This is a genomic window from Bacteroides sp. AM16-13 (assembly GCF_003602705.1).
Classification (GTDB): domain Bacteria; phylum Bacteroidota; class Bacteroidia; order Bacteroidales; family Bacteroidaceae; genus Bacteroides; species Bacteroides xylanisolvens.
Genome location: NZ_QTLK01000005.1, coordinates 224,340 through 239,373, shown reverse-complemented (window position 1 = coordinate 239,373; position 15,034 = coordinate 224,340). Strand labels below are relative to the sequence as shown.

The 15,034-nt window shown below is 41.7% G+C and carries 11 protein-coding genes; 4 read left to right on the top strand and 7 right to left on the bottom strand.

What is annotated here, in order from left to right; translation table 11 throughout:
- The first annotated feature begins 1 nt into the window (after position 1).
- The 3 genes from DW173_RS05740 to DW173_RS05730 are packed head-to-tail and all read left to right on the top strand — an operon-like array spanning position 2 to position 2,484.
- Positions 2 to 925 carry a lysophospholipid acyltransferase family protein gene (locus DW173_RS05740; protein WP_120143986.1) on the top strand — a complete coding sequence of 308 codons (924 nt, stop codon included), beginning with the start codon at positions 2 to 4 and terminating at the stop codon, positions 923 to 925.
- 2 nt (positions 926 to 927) lie between these two features.
- Positions 928 to 1,956 (top strand): glycosyltransferase family 2 protein, encoded by a 1,029-nt coding sequence (locus tag DW173_RS05735; protein WP_120067910.1) that lies wholly within the window; start codon positions 928 to 930, stop codon positions 1,954 to 1,956.
- A gap of 3 nt (positions 1,957 to 1,959) precedes the next feature.
- A complete protein-coding gene (locus tag DW173_RS05730; protein ID WP_004306620.1) occupies positions 1,960 to 2,484 on the top strand; it encodes a methylglyoxal synthase in 525 nt (174 codons plus the stop codon).
- Between the two features lie 408 nt (positions 2,485 to 2,892).
- Here DW173_RS05730 and folB read toward each other — a convergent pair whose 3' ends face one another.
- From folB to DW173_RS05710, 4 genes are all read right to left on the bottom strand, one after another.
- Entirely contained in the window at positions 2,893 to 3,267 is a 375-nt protein-coding gene (gene folB / locus DW173_RS05725) for a dihydroneopterin aldolase (protein ID WP_004321975.1), read from the bottom strand.
- Positions 3,251 to 4,303 (bottom strand): acyltransferase family protein, encoded by a 1,053-nt coding sequence (locus tag DW173_RS05720; RefSeq protein WP_032852829.1) that lies wholly within the window; start codon positions 4,301 to 4,303, stop codon positions 3,251 to 3,253. Before DW173_RS05720 ends, folB begins: the two co-directional genes overlap by 17 nt.
- 302 nt (positions 4,304 to 4,605) lie before the next feature.
- Positions 4,606 to 7,287: a 4-alpha-glucanotransferase gene (locus DW173_RS05715; RefSeq protein WP_120143985.1), complete on the bottom strand. Its 2,682-nt coding sequence runs from the start codon at positions 7,285 to 7,287 to the stop codon at positions 4,606 to 4,608.
- Positions 7,288 to 7,418: 131 nt separating this feature from the next.
- Complete coding sequence (locus DW173_RS05710) at positions 7,419 to 9,962, bottom strand: adenosylcobalamin-dependent ribonucleoside-diphosphate reductase (protein WP_004299345.1); 2,544 nt, start codon at positions 9,960 to 9,962, stop codon at positions 7,419 to 7,421.
- Between the two features lie 284 nt (positions 9,963 to 10,246).
- On the opposite strand from DW173_RS05710, the gene DW173_RS05705 reads away from it, so the two are divergent.
- On the top strand, positions 10,247 to 10,990 hold the full coding sequence (locus tag DW173_RS05705; RefSeq protein ID WP_004321972.1) for an NADPH-dependent oxidoreductase: 744 nt from the start codon (positions 10,247 to 10,249) through the stop codon (positions 10,988 to 10,990).
- Between the two features lie 96 nt (positions 10,991 to 11,086).
- Here the strand turns inward: DW173_RS05705 and dnaA are convergent, their stop codons facing one another.
- From dnaA to DW173_RS05685, 3 genes are all read right to left on the bottom strand, one after another.
- Positions 11,087 to 12,499, bottom strand: a complete 1,413-nt coding sequence (gene dnaA / locus DW173_RS05700; RefSeq protein ID WP_004299347.1) for a chromosomal replication initiator protein DnaA — start codon at positions 12,497 to 12,499, stop codon at positions 11,087 to 11,089.
- Between the two features lie 351 nt (positions 12,500 to 12,850).
- On the bottom strand, positions 12,851 to 13,744 hold the full coding sequence (locus DW173_RS05690; RefSeq protein WP_004299349.1) for an MlaD family protein: 894 nt from the start codon (positions 13,742 to 13,744) through the stop codon (positions 12,851 to 12,853).
- 9 nt (positions 13,745 to 13,753) lie between these two features.
- Positions 13,754 to 15,013 carry an N-acetylmuramoyl-L-alanine amidase gene (locus tag DW173_RS05685; protein ID WP_049702339.1) on the bottom strand — a complete coding sequence of 420 codons (1,260 nt, stop codon included), beginning with the start codon at positions 15,011 to 15,013 and terminating at the stop codon, positions 13,754 to 13,756.
- Between the last annotated feature and the right edge of the window lie 21 nt (positions 15,014 to 15,034).

The window sequence follows — 15,034 nt, the reverse complement described above, 5'->3', positions numbered from 1 at the left end:
TATGAGATCAAAACTTATCTATTGGTTGGTATACAGTGGAATGTGGCTGTTTTCAGCTCTTCCGTTCGGGGTTTTATATATGCTTTCGGATTTAAATTATCTGCTGATGTATCGTGTTGGAAAATATCGTCGGAAAGTAGTTCGGGGAAATCTATTGAGATCATTTCCGGAAAAAACTGATGCGGAGAGATTACAGATAGAACGCAAGTTTTATCGCTATTTGTCGGATTATATGCTTGAAGATTTGAAATTGTTGCATATGTCTGCCGAAGAACTTTGTGAGAGAATGACTTATAAGAATACGGAACAATATCTTGAACTGACAGAAAAGTATGGAGGTATTATAGTAATGATTCCTCATTATGCCAATTATGAGTGGTTGATAGGCATGGGAGCAATCATGAAACCGGGGGATGTTCCCGTACAGGTTTATAAACCGTTGAGGGATAAATATTTGGATGAGTTGTTTAAACGTATTCGTTCTCGTTTCGGGGGGTATAATATTCCGAAACATTCTACAGCCCGTGAAATTATTAAGCTCAAACATGATGGAAAAAAGATGGTAGTCGGTTTGATTACTGATCAATGGCCCAGTGGATATGATAAATATTGGACTACCTTTTTAGGACAGGAAACTGCTTTTCTGAATGGTGCGGAGCGAATTGCCAAAATGATGAATTTCCCTGTTTTCTATTGTGAGCTTAGTAAGAAGCGCAGAGGATACTGTGAAGCGGAGTTCAAGTTGATGACGGAAACACCGAAAGAAACAAGAGAAGGAGAAATCACGGAAATGTTTGCTCATAGATTAGAACAGACGATTCGTAAAGAACCGGCATATTGGTTGTGGTCTCATAAACGTTGGAAAATGACTCGTGAAGAAGCCGATCGATTAGAAGAGAAAGAGCTGAACAAGAAAAAAGAATAATAATGAAAGTTTCAGTTGTAATTTTAAATTGGAACGGGTGTGATATGCTCCGTACTTTTCTTCCGTCTGTCGTCCGGTATTCGGAAGGGGAGGGGATTGAGGTCTGTGTGGCTGACAATGGTTCTACGGACGCTTCCGTTACTTTGCTTCAACAGGAATTTCCTTCTGTCAGAACGATTGTTCTCGACCAAAATTATGGCTTTGCGGATGGATATAATTTAGCATTGCAGCAGGTCGACGCAGAATATGTAGTTCTTTTGAATTCGGATGTCGAGGTGACGGAACATTGGTTGGAACCAATGATTGCTTATCTTGATAAGCATCCGGAGGTAGCTGCTTGTCAGCCGAAGATACGAAGCCAGCGGCAAAAAGAATATTTCGAATATGCCGGGGCAGCCGGTGGCTTTATTGATAAATACGGTTATCCTTTTTGTAGGGGGCGTATTATGGGAGTTGTGGAGAAAGACGAAGGCCAGTATGATACGGTAATTCCTGTTTTCTGGGCCACGGGGGCAGCGTTGTTTATCCGGCGCACTGATTATGTGAATGTCGGGGGATTGGATGGACGTTTCTTTGCTCACATGGAAGAAATAGATTTGTGCTGGCGACTCCGTTCGCGGAATCGTGAGATTGTCTGTGTACCTCAAAGCATTGTCTATCATGTGGGGGGAGCTACTCTTAAAAAAGAGAATCCTCATAAGACTTTTCTTAATTTCCGTAATAATCTTGTCATGCTCTATAAGAATCTTCCACAGGAGGAGTTAAATAAAGTGATGCGTATCCGGACCTGTCTCGATTATCTGGCGGCGTTCAATTTCTTGTTGCAAGGGCACTGGGATAATGCTAGTGCTGTGATGCGTGCGCGGAAAGAGTATAAACGATTATGTCCGTCATTTTCTTTGTCCCGTGAAGAAAATATGAGAAAAAAAACTTTGAATCCGATACTTGAACGGACAAAAAGTAGTATATTGTGGCAGTTTTATGCGAGGGGATGCAAACGATTCTCTCAATTGTCGGATTTAAAAGGATAGCAAATGGAATCAAAGGTTAGAAGAGGCATCGGGCTGGTAGCGCATGATGCAATGAAAAAAGACCTCATCGAATGGGTACTGTGGAACTCGGAACTGTTGATGGGTAATAAATTCTACTGTACAGGTACTACGGGTACTTTGATATTGGAAGCATTGAAGGAGAAACATCCTGATGAAGAGTGGGATTTTACGATTTTAAAATCAGGTCCGTTAGGTGGTGATCAACAGATGGGATCACGTATTGTGGATGGGCAGATTGATTATCTCTTTTTCTTCACGGACCCCATGACATTGCAACCGCATGATACGGATGTAAAAGCATTAACCCGTTTGGCCGGTGTAGAAAATATTGTTTTCTGTTGTAACCGTTCTACGGCGGATCATATTATTTCCAGTCCGTTATTTATGGATCCTGATTACGAACGCATTCATCCGGACTATTCCAGCTATACAAAACGTTTCCAGGATAAACCTGTGGTGACGGAAGCTGTCGAATCGGTAAATCGAAGAAAAAAGAAGAGAAAATAGGTCGGTTCGGAGTGTAAATAATAGAAACGGATTGCCTACTATTTAATAAGATAATGCAGATAATACAGATTAAAATTGTATTATCTGCGTTGTTTATAAGGCAATTATCCCCTGTTTATACTCAACTGGAAATAATGGATCAATAGAGAAAAGTTGTTGGTGAGTTCCCTTTATAAAATAGTGACGCTATCCAGTAAGGATAGTGACGGTATATGACAACGATAGCGTCACTATCACAAGCATATACCGTCACTATCTTTTCTACTTCAATTAGGAAGTTTGCGTTTGCATATTGTGTATGCTAACAACAATTCCCAATTGTTCCGAAATAATGGCAAGGGGAGTTCTTGCAAGTGATTTTAATCTGTATTCTGCTAGTTTACGTCATATCATTTATAGAGCAATATATCATTCATCTCTGCTGCATTGCAGTTCAATGCCTGCTGATTCTATATCTGCTCCCATTGGCGGATTCCGTTTGGAAAGCCGGAGCTCTATTTTCTCAATGCAAGGGAATTGGTCAAAGAGTTTTTGTATAATCCGTCCGCTGACATGCTCCAGTAACTTTGACGGAATAGCCATTTCATTTTTTATCACTTGATGTACTTCGGCATAGTTGACGGTGTCGGTAACTTCATCTGTCCGGGTAGCTTTGCTGATATCCACTTTCAGTTTCAGGTCAATGAGATATTCATTCCCAATCAGATTTTCTTGCGGTGCGACTCCATGATAGGCGTAACAACGAATTTCCTTCAAAAGGATATAGCTACTGTTTATCTTCATATACTGTCTTTTTAGTATGATCTTGTTTGACTTTTAACAGGTCTTTCTGTGCAACCATTTGTGGAATCACTTTAAGAAAGACGGGGGTGAGCAGAAGGCAGATGCTTAATGTTATAAGCAGAAGTGCGCTTGCCTGTGCCCAACTATTGTGAATATAACGGCTGACTAATGGACCTAAAAAATGAAGTATCGGTCCATGAATACTCAAGGTGATAATTGAATATCGTCCCAAGTAAGAAACAACCTTTATCTTCTTCACTTTTTTGCAAAGTAACATAATCATAAATATTCCTGCAAACGCAGCGATATATACTTGAAAAATATTTCCCGTATAATTGTTGGTACGCATACCCAATGTGGTAGCGGTAAAGTACATTACCACCAGTGCCAATACAACAAAAACCGGTATCAGTTTGTCGAAACGATGGCTGGGATATAGAAAAAAATTATATCGTCGGATCCAGAAACCGGCCACATAGAAGGGGAGGGCAGTCATGGAAACATCTATATACAGGGGTAACTCTATCTGTAATTTTCCGAGATAAAATCCTGCGCAACCAATCAGGATTGTCACAGCGAACATGACAGGCAGATGCTTTTCGCGCAGAAAGTGAATTAGATAAAACAGGATGTTGCAATTAAATAATGCGAGTAGAAACCAGATCGGTGGATTGAACTTGATAAGGTCGTGTCCATGAAATACAACCAAGAGTTCATTCCACGACACAGGCAGTTGAAACACTCCTGGAGCAATCTTCCAAACAATGTATTTCATTAGAAATGCACTTAAATAGAAGAAAAGAAAAGGAATAATCAATTTGTTTATTTTTCGTAGGATGAATCCGAACAGGCCTTCGTATGATTTGAAAAACACTCCCGAGATAAAGAAGTAAAGCGGCATGCGGAAACAGGATAACATCGAATTCGTATCCAGTTGTTCGAAGGCCCCTCCAACGTGTGCCATTACCACAAGGATAATGCAGACTCCTTTGGTTAAGTCCACAAAATCAATACGTCTGCTCTGGTTGCCTTCCATTATCTCTTTTAATTTCTCTTTTTCGGCGCAAAGATACTTTATAAATCGGAATAAAAAGAGGAACATTGAAAAAATAAACGAATGATGCGAAAAGCGAAAAAGTATGATATATAGTAATGATATTATTGCGAAAAAAATGGTTGACTATGTTTTGAAACTCCTTATTTTACCTCTGTTATCAATATATCCTTGAAAAACGAATGACGCGGATCACATAGATTTTTAGCGTTCTTAATCTAGTGTTATCCGCGTCGGTAGTGTCCGGAAAATATCCTTTTTGAAAGTTACTTGTATCTTTTATTCTATTTATTCGGATCTCTTCCTGTGTATTTAATCAGTTCACCAATCTTATCATTAAGTGTTTTTGCTTTCATCAACTGTTCCAGAGTGAGATGCATCCGGTATCTCCAGTAATTGCGTGGATTGGATGGAACATTAATTCGCTCTTCCGCCACATTCGGATTTCTCCATTTCCCGTCTATCGATAACCAATCCTGGAAAGACAAGATACAGAGAATGGAATTACTGTTGAGATGGTTGCGTACGATTTCCTCGCACAACTCCGGGGTGGCAGTTGTCGGTGCAACTCCATAATGTCCTAACGTTGCATTATAGTAACGTTGGGTCTGTTGATAATCTTCTTCCCACCAGCCACGCAATGTAGACATATCGTGAGTGGAGATTGTGCAGACAGACCGGTACGGATATTCATTTAAATGCCCGAATTCATACATCGGATTCTTAGGCATCCGCTGAATTTCCAGACTAAGAATCCGGAGATCATTCATCACCGACGACACACAAGCAGGAATCATCCCCAAATCTTCTCCACAAACCAACATGCGGGTTGACTGTGTCAGTTGAGGTAACTTCTTCATAGCCTGTTGATACCAGAACTCGTTGTGCCGATGATAATAATACTGGTCGTATAGTTTGTTAAACGCATTTTTATCTTCTTCGTTCAGCGACCGGAATACGAAATCCCGTTGCACACCGATGCGCGGGTGGTATTTACCTTCCTCTTTCTTATCCGCAACAAATAAGACGTTGCTGATTAATGAATAAAGCCCTTCCCGAATCCACACACTATCTTCATCATTTCTACCGGCGAAGAATTGCTCTACCTCCCGTTGTGTTTCGAATCCCGGTTTCATCCGATAAAGTCCGGAGTTATCAACCGATTCAAGGAAATCCTGTTTGACTAAATGGGTATGCGGTCCGAACAACTGTCCGAGGAAAGATTCATGGATGAATGGTAGCAGATATTCATCCCGGAACGTTAGGCCATAACTTTCGATTTCTTCCCGGCTCATCGGTAAAGAAGGATCAAACTGACCTAACAATCCGTGTACAGCGTGCATTGGTATTTCCCAAATACGGAAGAACCCGAGGATATGATCGATCCGGTAAGCATCGAAGTATTCCGCCATTTTCTGAAAACGCTTCATCCACCAGCGGTATCCGTCTTTTTCCATGACATCCCAGTTGTATGTGGGGAATCCCCAGTTTTGCCCGTTGATCGAGAAATCATCGGGCGGAGCACCCGCTTGTCCGTCGAGATTGAAGTAATGGGGTTCTGTCCAGGCTTCCACGCTGTTGCGGCTGATACCAATTGGAATATCCCCCTTTAATACGACACCGTGTTGGCGGGCATATTCGGTTGCAGACAACAACTGCAGGTGCAGATGATACTGGATATAATAATACAACGAAATGTGAGGATAATCTGCCGTTCCCGGTTGGCACATTTTTTCTATATCTTCCGCTTGGTAAACAGAGTGTCTCGGCCATTGGCGGAAATTGGGCGTTTTGTAGGCATCGCGCAGATAACTAAAGACTGCATAAGGTTGCAGCCATTCCTTGTTCGTTTCAAAGAAATCTTTGAAACCTTTGGAAGCCAATACCTTTTCTCCTTCCTGTCGGAACAGTAAGTTGAAAAACTCCCATTTAGTTTGGTTGACCGCTTCGTAGTCAATAGCAGGGAGGCTGTTCAGTTCCTTTTGCTTCTTGCTGAATTTTGATGCCGCTTCTTTATCTTTCAGAGTTCCCATTTGCCTGATATCCGCATACATCGGATGGAAAGCATAAATAGAAATGCTGTTATAAGGATAAGAGTCCGTCCATGCATGAGTCATGGTGGTGTCGTTGACCGGTAAAATCTGAATAACTTTCTGGCGAGTATTTACTGCCCAGTCTACCATACGTTTCAAATCGCCGAAATCACCTACTCCGAAACTTTTCTCTGATTTTAAAGAAAATACGGGTATAGCGATTCCTGCCCCTTTCCATGCGGGAATGTCGAAATAAACATATCGGTCGGAAATCACGAGCGTTTCGTTGGTCTTCAGTTCCGGGTCTGCCAGATAGCGGTTAGGGTTTTTCTCCCAGCAGTCTGCTTTCTTTTCCTGTTTGTTGTAGAGGATGAATTTATATTCCAGCGGATATTTTAGTTTGCTGGCGTCCAGTTCTATCTGCCATTCCGGGAAATTGGTATCACTCATCAGCACCGCTTTCTCCGGGTCCCAGTGACCTAATGATTTCTGGTTGCCACAAATTGCCAGGCAATAATCTTTGTTGATACGTGGGGCGTAGGCCTTGATAACCAGTCCCTTCTTATATCTTTGCGGGATATTCTCTTTTTCAGGATGTGCCAGTAAGGCTTCTGTAAAAGCAGAACTATAAAGATACAGTTGTTCCGGGATATTTTTCCAGCAATCATTGATTCTGTATATCTTCCTGGAGCTGCCTGATAAGAAAATAGATCTCGAAAAACTGTCCCATTCCTTGCGGATAACTATTCCGTTTTGCTCTATCTGATAGCTATAATTGATAGTCATCCCTTCTTGAGGGACTTCAAGCTCAAGTTCTGCCGTCCAATAGATCCCATCGGTGGTGTGTAAAGGAATTGATTCCGGAAATAAGCCGGAAATCCTTACTTCTTCTCCCCAATTGGTGCGGTATTCAATATTAAATGATAGAATCATATATATTAGATTTTGATTGTATATGTAAGACACTGCAAGTATAAGACATTTTTTTGAATAAAAAATAAAAGGAGCCGCACCGGACTCCTTTTAATCTTTTGTTTATATATTAATTAACATACGTAGGACTATTATCCACATCTGGAAGCGCCGCAAGTAGTACAAATCAGACAGCCTTCCTGATAAACCAATGTCTCGTTGCCACAGTTCGGGCACTTCTTACCTTTGGCTTCCGTTCCATCCTGAATATACTTCTTCAATGCACGTTCTACACCGTTTTTCCAAGTGTTGATACTTTCACTGTTCAATTGCAGAGAGCCAACCAGTTTGATAACCTGTTCAATCGGCATCCGGTAGCGAAGCACGCCGGAAATCAATTTTGCATAGTTCCAGTATTCCTTGTTGAACTTCTCTGACAATCCTTCAATGGTCGTCTTATATCCGCGTTTGTTCTCGAATTGGAAGTCGTAACGTTTGGTACCGTCTTCATCCACATTTTTGATGATACGTCCGCAAGTCACGCTCTTAGGCAGCAAGATACCTTCGTCGTCATCTTGCAAACCAGTGAATATTTCATAAGGGTGTCCGTCCAATAATCCGACAAAAGCTACCCATTTTTCCTTGTTGTTCTGGAAACGGACAACGTCTGCTTCCAATATTCTCGGACGTACCTCTACAACCGTAGGCGGTTTGCAAGGAGGAAGTCCTTCTTTCTTGTCTTTATCCGATTTCGTAGAGATCAGCACTCCGGAGCGTGAACCGTCACGATATACGGTACAACCTTTGCAGCCGGATTTCCATGCCTCTACATACAGGCGGTTTACTAAATCCTCGTCCACATCGTTCGGTAGATTGATGGTTACGCTGATAGAGTGGTCTACCCATTTCTGGATTCTTCCCTGCATCTTCACCTTCATCAACCAGTCGACATCGTTAGAAGTCGCTTTGTAATAAGGAGATTTGGCAACCAGTTCGTCAATCTCTTCCTGGGTGTAACGTCTGGCCGGATCGTATCCGTTAGCTTCCATCCAAGTAACAAATTTATGATGGAATACGATGTATTCTTCGAATGCGTCCCCTGTTTCGTCTACAAAATCTACATGCACATTCGTATCGTTCGGGTTCACCTTTCTTCTACGTTTGTAAACAGGCAGGAATACAGGCTCGATACCCGAAGTGGTCTGCGTCATCAAACTGGTCGTTCCGGTTGGAGCAATCGTCAGACAGGCAATGTTGCGGCGACCGTATTTCTTCATGTCCTCATACAGTTTCGGGTCGGCTGCTGCCAGGCGTTGGATGAACGGATTGTTCTGTTCACGTTCGCTATTGTATATTTCGAAGGCACCGCGTTCTTTGGCCATTTCCACTGAAGAACGATAGGCACCGAGAGCTACTGTCTTGTGTACTTTTTCAGAGAATTCCGTTGCTTCTTCCGTTCCGTAGCGCAATCCTAAAGCAGCAAGCATATCACCTTCTGCAGTGATACCTACGCCGGTACGACGACCTTGTCCGCTCTTCTTGTAGATTTTCTCCCAAAGTGCACGTTCCGCATGTTTTACTTCTTCGTTTTCCGGATCTTCGTCAATCTTGGTCATGATACGTTCGATCTTCTCTAGTTCGAGATCGATAATATCGTCCATGATCCGTTGAGCGAGAGCCACGTGTTTTTGGAACAGGTCGAAATCAAAATAAGCATCCGGTTTGAACGGATTTACCACATAAGAATATAGATTGATAGCCAATAAGCGGCAAGAATCGTAAGGACATAGAGGAATTTCTCCGCATGGGTTGGTAGATACCGTTCTATACCCCAGGTCTGCATAACAATCAGGCACAGATTCACGGATAATCGTATCCCAGAACAAAACGCCCGGTTCTGCTGATTTCCATGCATTGTGAACGATTTTCTTCCACAAGGTAGAAGCGTCGATTTCCTTGGTGAATGTAGGTTGGGCAGAGTCGATAGGATATTGCTGTACATACGGCTTTTCGTCTACGGCAGCCTGCATGAAAGCGTCGTCCAACTTGACAGAAACGTTTGCTCCGGTCACTTTGCCTTCGGTCATCTTGGCATCAATGAATGCTTCCGAATCCGGATGCTTGATAGATACGCTCAACATCAATGCACCGCGACGTCCGTCTTGAGCTACTTCACGAGTGGAATTCGAATATCGTTCCATGAACGGAACAAGACCGGTAGAAGTCAACGCCGAGTTTTTAACGGGAGAACCTTTCGGACGGATGTGTGATAAGTCATGACCTACACCACCGCGTCTTTTCATTAGTTGTACCTGTTCTTCGTCGATTTTGATGATAGCGCCATAAGAGTCGGCTGCACCATCCACTCCGATAACGAAGCAGTTGGATAGTGAAGCAACCTGGTAGTCGTTACCGATTCCTGTCATCGGGCTACCTTGGGGGACGATGTACTTGAAGTGATCCAGTAAATCATACAGTTCTTTTGCTGTCAACGCATTCGGATACTTCGATTCTACGCGTGCCACTTCATTTGCAATTCTCCAATGCATGTCTTCCGGGGATTTTTCATAGATATTACCGAAAGAATCCTTTACTGCGTATTTGTTTACCCAAACCCTTGCAGCAAGCTCGTCGCCTTGAAAATATCGTAAAGATTCTTCATAGGCTTCGTCGTAAGAATAAATCTGTTTTTCCACGATTCAATTTGTGTTAAATCTCGTTTTTAATAAGTAATATGTAGAAGTTTACTTATCGTTAACAAATGTAGGCGCAAAGCTAAGAATGTTTTTTCATCTATCAAAATAAAAATGAATTAATTTATTAACAGGTTGCAAGTTTTCCATTTGTTTATGCTAAGTATTTGATAAACAGTTAGAATTGAATTTTGTTCAAAGGTTAAAGTTCTCCAAAAAGAAAACTATTCTATTCTGCTAGTGTGGTGGATTATTTTTTTCTTTTTATATCTTTGCAAAAAAAAGATATGTTTGAAACCGTAAAGAACAGAAGAACTATCCGGAAATATCTGCCTAAAGATATAAATCCGAGTTTGTTAAATGATTTGCTTGAAACCTCTTTCCGTGCTTCTACGATGGGTGGGATGCAACTTTATAGTGTGATTGTGACTCGCGATGCGGAAATGAAGGAGAAACTTTCGCCTGCTCATTTCAATCAGCCGATGGTAAAAAATGCTCCGGTCGTATTGACTTTTTGTGCTGATTTCCGTCGTTTCAGCAAATGGTGTGAACAGCGGAAAGCAGTGCCGGGCTACGATAATTTAATGTCTTTTATGAATGCGTCTATGGATACTTTGCTTGTTGCGCAGACTTTTTGTACGCTGGCGGAAGAAGCAGGACTCGGCATTTGTTATTTAGGAACTACCACTTATAATCCTCAAATGATTATTGATACCCTCCAACTCCCCGAACTGGTATTCCCTCTCACCACAATAACGGTAGGCTATCCGGACGGTATTCCCGCACAAGTAGACCGTTTGCCTTTGGAAGCTGCCGTGCACGATGAAAAATATCACGACTATACACCGGAAGGAATAGATAAACTCTATGCCTACAAAGAATCATTGCCGGAAAACAAGCAGTTTATCGAAGAAAATAAAAAAGAAACATTGGCTCAAGTCTTTACAGACGTGCGTTACACAAAGAAAGATAACGAATTTATGTCCGAAAATCTATTGAAAGTACTTCGTCAGCAAGGATTCTTGAAATAAGTATTAAGTATCAAGTATTAAGTATTATCCATGCGGATGGACTTTATCATGCGATATTGTATAGCAACGGTAATACTTAATACTTGATACTTGATTTCAGTTTCTCTTTTTCAGTAACGATTCTATTTCCTGTACTTCTGCACTAAAGCTTTTGTCCACCTCCAATTGTCCTTTTACGGTTTTGCAGGCGTGAAGTACCGTTGCATGGTCTTTGTTACCGATAAACTTACCTATCTTAGAAGTTGAAAAGTCTGTGTGGTTTTTAGCTAGATACATGGCGATCTGTCGTGCTTGAACGACTTCCCTTTTTCTGGATTTTGTATGTATGGCAGACGGTTCCAGATCAAAATGCTTGCATACCACTTTGAGGATATCATCGATGGTAACCGCTTTAGTTTCGTTATGAACCACGCCATGTACAATGTGTTGTGCCAAATCCAAATCTATTTCTTTGTTGAAAATAGTGGAACGAGCCATGATAGCAATGACGATACCTTCCAGATCGCGTACACTTTCATTCACATTTTCGGCAATATAATCGATCACTTCCGGCGGGAATTGTAATCCGTCGCGGTGTATCTTGTTGCGTAGAATGTTTTTGCGAAGTTCTACCGTCGGCTTTTCAAGCTCGGCTACCATACCCCATTTGAAACGGGTCAGGAGGCGTTCTTCAATACCTTGCAACAATACAGGAGCACGGTCTGAAGTTAATATGAGCTGTTTGCCGTTCTGGTGTAAATGATTGAAAATATGGAAGAAGTTGTTTTGAGTCTTGGTGACACCGGCAAACTCCTGAATATCATCAATGATTAATACATCAATCGTCTGGTAAAAGTTAATAAAGTCGTTAGTCGTGTTATTGCGTACAGAATCCGTATATTGTACCTGGAACAAATGTGCCGAAACGTACAATACTCTTTTCTCTGGATAAATTTCTTTGATTTTCGTGCCTATTGCGTTTGCCAGGTGCGTCTTTCCTACTCCGGATGCTCCATAAAGGAATAACGGGTTGAAAGCAGTCCCTCCCGGTTTTTGCGCTACGGCTTCCGCCACACTTCTTGAAAGTTTATTGCTGTATCCTTCAATGAAGTTCTCAAAATTATAATTGGGATTCAAATGCGGGTCCAAATCCTGAACGGCAGGAGCCTGTAGGAAGCTGGGAGCTTTGTTTCCTCCGATTATGCTTTTGGGAGTAACAGCCGTAGAACGATTGCTTGCTTCGAGATTCACGGTTTGATTCGGAATCGAAGTCTTGTCCACCATGACATTGTACATCAACTTGGTTCCTTCGCCAATGACCTTATATAATGTCTTACGTATAAGATCTACGAATCTCTCTTCCAGTATTTCATAGAAAAACTGGCTCGGGATCTGTAAGATCAACGTTTTGTCCTCATATTTCAACGGAACAATAGGGGCAAACCAAGTATTATATGTCGTCTCGGGAACATTGTCTTTAATAACGTCGAGACAGCGGTTCCAAAGTACGACATGATTTGATTCAATCATAGTAACTTTTAATACATTTATTAATTAAGCAAAACTTCTACGTTTGCAAAATTGGGAATCTTATTCGGAAAAAACAAATCTATTTTTTCTTGTTTTTTTCATGCTAACAATAATGTGTTTACTTTCAATGACTTATGCGTTTGTTGTCGGACACACTCTGTTTACCCTCTCTTGCAGTTTTATAAGTATCTGTATGTTAATGTCTTATATATATAATTTTAGCCTTTTTTCTCACTTTTGTACGTTTGTACGGGAATATTATTTCGGTTTGTAGATAGACATTTGAAGAGCAATCTACTTTCTTTTGAAAGCCCTTCGTTATTTAGATAAAATCTATATAACGATAATTTGCTACTTGTCTTTCTTGCCGAATAATGAGAAGTGAACGTACCGTTTCGGATGCTCTTTCAGGTCTTCTAATAAGCTGGCTGCATTTTCAGTTGTTGCATTCAGATTATTGTATAAAGTCGGGTCGTTGAAGAGCAGTCCGATTGTGTTATCTTTGCTGTTTAATTTTTCTGTAAGTATTTTTACGTTAGCCAGCGTTTCGTCTATTTTTTTGAAAGTGGCTGCATAGTCTACTTCTTTCAAATTTCCGCTGATAACAACGAAGTTGTCTCCGATGGTGTTCAGTTTACTGGTGAGTTGAGGTATGTCATTACTCATCAGCCCTTTTACCTGCGAACTGACTACTGCCAGGTTGGCGGTTGTCTTCTCTATCGAGTGCAGGGTGGCAGGGATGCTCTTGTCTCCTAATATATTGTTCAGAGAGATGAGGATAGAATCCAGTTTCGGAAGCATTTCTTCTACCTTGGGGATCAGTTTTGCCGCGCTTTCCATCATTCCGTTGTTCAGTGTGCCGGGGATCGTATCTCCTACGGCATATTTTTCGCGCGGGTTGTTTGCCAGAAGAATATTCATGCGTACGCCTCCCATAAGTTCGGATACAAGCTCGGCACTACTTCCTTTGGGAATCCGCAGTTCCGTGTCCAGTTCCACTTCGACAATTACATTTCCGGGTTTGGCATAATCATAATAGATGTCACGTACGATACCTACACGAACACCGTCGGCAAATACCGGGCTTGATTTGGTGAGTCCGTTTACATTTTCAAATTTGGCATAGAAATAGCTGGAAGGTTGAAACATGTGTATACCTTTCAGCCAGTTAATTCCGTATATAAGCACACATAGTGCAACGATACCTGCAATACCTATTCTGACTTCTTTTGTAATGTACTTCATTTTATCTTTTTATTTATTTCTTCTTTTTTTGAATTCGGCAATCGCTTCATTGACGTTCATTTTCTCGCCGTTCCGGAAAGCGATGATAAAGGCGTCTTTGAATTGTGCCGTAATGGTGCGCTTCGTACGCAACACCTTGTTATAATCGGAGGAAGCTCCATACGTGTATTTGTATATTCCCCCTTCCTTATAATAATCTACCTCTTTCAGTCCTTTCAGCCGTTTGTCGTTTTTGGCGAGAGGTTTGGAAGAAGTAAGTATCTGTATCTTAAACGTAATTTCACTGTCATTGGTTGCACTCTCTACTACAATTGGGAGTTTCGGTGCTGTTTTGGCTGTCGCGGCAGGTTTTGTTTTTGCTTCGGCCAATAGCTTTTCCTGTTGGGGAGCTGTGTTCACGCTTTCGGTATCCTTTTGGGCAATTGCCGGGGCATTGTCTTCTTCCTGTTCGGTTGGGACGATCGTTCTGCTGACTCCCGTTAGGCGCAGTTCATGTTCTCTCTTATAATTTAAGAAAGCACGGTAGATGCCTTTTGCCATGGTGCCGGCCCCTTCTTCAGAATTCAGATAGCGCTCCTCTTCGGGCGTAGAAATAAATCCTAGTTCTATCAGAATGCTCGGCATGGCACTCGCTTTTAAGACAAGGAATCCGGCTTGATGCACTCCACGGTCTGCCCTTCTACAAGTTTGGCGAAATTGTTTTTGCATCAGCGAAGCTAGGTGTACACTCTGCTCCATATATTTATCTTGCATGAATTCAAATATAATATATGACTCGGCAGAGTTCGGGTTGAAACCGGCATATCTTGTTTTGTAGTCACTTTCGTAGAGGATTACGGAGTTCTCTCGCTTGGCAACTTCCAGATTTGCGTCTGATTTGGCCAAACCCAGTGTCCAGGTTGAAGCACCTTTTGCGGTACGATTGTTAGCCAGTGCGTTGGTGTGAATGGAAATAAAGAGGTCAGCCTTCGCGTTGTTGGCAATTTCTGCGCGTCGGTCTAAAGGGATGAATACATCTTTGCTACGAGTGTAAATCACTTTGACGTCGTCGCAATTCCTTTTAATCAGATTTCCCACTTTCAGGGCAACGTTCAGATTGATATTTTTCTCTTTCGAGATTTTGCCGATGGCGCCCGGATCATGTCCGCCATGTCCTGCGTCGATAACTACTACAAAATCCTTCCCCCATAAGTGGTTAGTACATGAGGGTAGAAAAAGTAGCCAGAGGCAAATGAATATGTATAATATGTACGGTCTATTCAGTTTCATATCTATAATACGGTGCAAATG

What these genes read in the sequence shown, in the direction of transcription:
- DW173_RS05740 (WP_120143986.1), top strand. Translation starts at nt 2, where the DNA reads ATGAGATCAAAACTTATCTATTGGTTGGTATACAGTGGAATGTGGCTG.
- DW173_RS05735 (WP_120067910.1), top strand. Translation starts at nt 928, where the DNA reads ATGAAAGTTTCAGTTGTAATTTTAAATTGGAACGGGTGTGATATGCTC.
- DW173_RS05730 (WP_004306620.1), top strand. Translation starts at nt 1,960, where the DNA reads ATGGAATCAAAGGTTAGAAGAGGCATCGGGCTGGTAGCGCATGATGCA.
- folB (WP_004321975.1), bottom strand. Translation starts at nt 3,267, where the DNA reads ATGAAGATAAACAGTAGCTATATCCTTTTGAAGGAAATTCGTTGTTAC.
- DW173_RS05720 (WP_032852829.1), bottom strand. Translation starts at nt 4,303, where the DNA reads ATGGAAGGCAACCAGAGCAGACGTATTGATTTTGTGGACTTAACCAAA.
- DW173_RS05715 (WP_120143985.1), bottom strand. Translation starts at nt 7,287, where the DNA reads ATGATTCTATCATTTAATATTGAATACCGCACCAATTGGGGAGAAGAA.
- DW173_RS05705 (WP_004321972.1), top strand. Translation starts at nt 10,247, where the DNA reads ATGTTTGAAACCGTAAAGAACAGAAGAACTATCCGGAAATATCTGCCT.
- dnaA (WP_004299347.1), bottom strand. Translation starts at nt 12,499, where the DNA reads ATGATTGAATCAAATCATGTCGTACTTTGGAACCGCTGTCTCGACGTT.
- DW173_RS05690 (WP_004299349.1), bottom strand. Translation starts at nt 13,744, where the DNA reads ATGAAGTACATTACAAAAGAAGTCAGAATAGGTATTGCAGGTATCGTT.
- DW173_RS05685 (WP_049702339.1), bottom strand. Translation starts at nt 15,013, where the DNA reads ATGAAACTGAATAGACCGTACATATTATACATATTCATTTGCCTCTGG.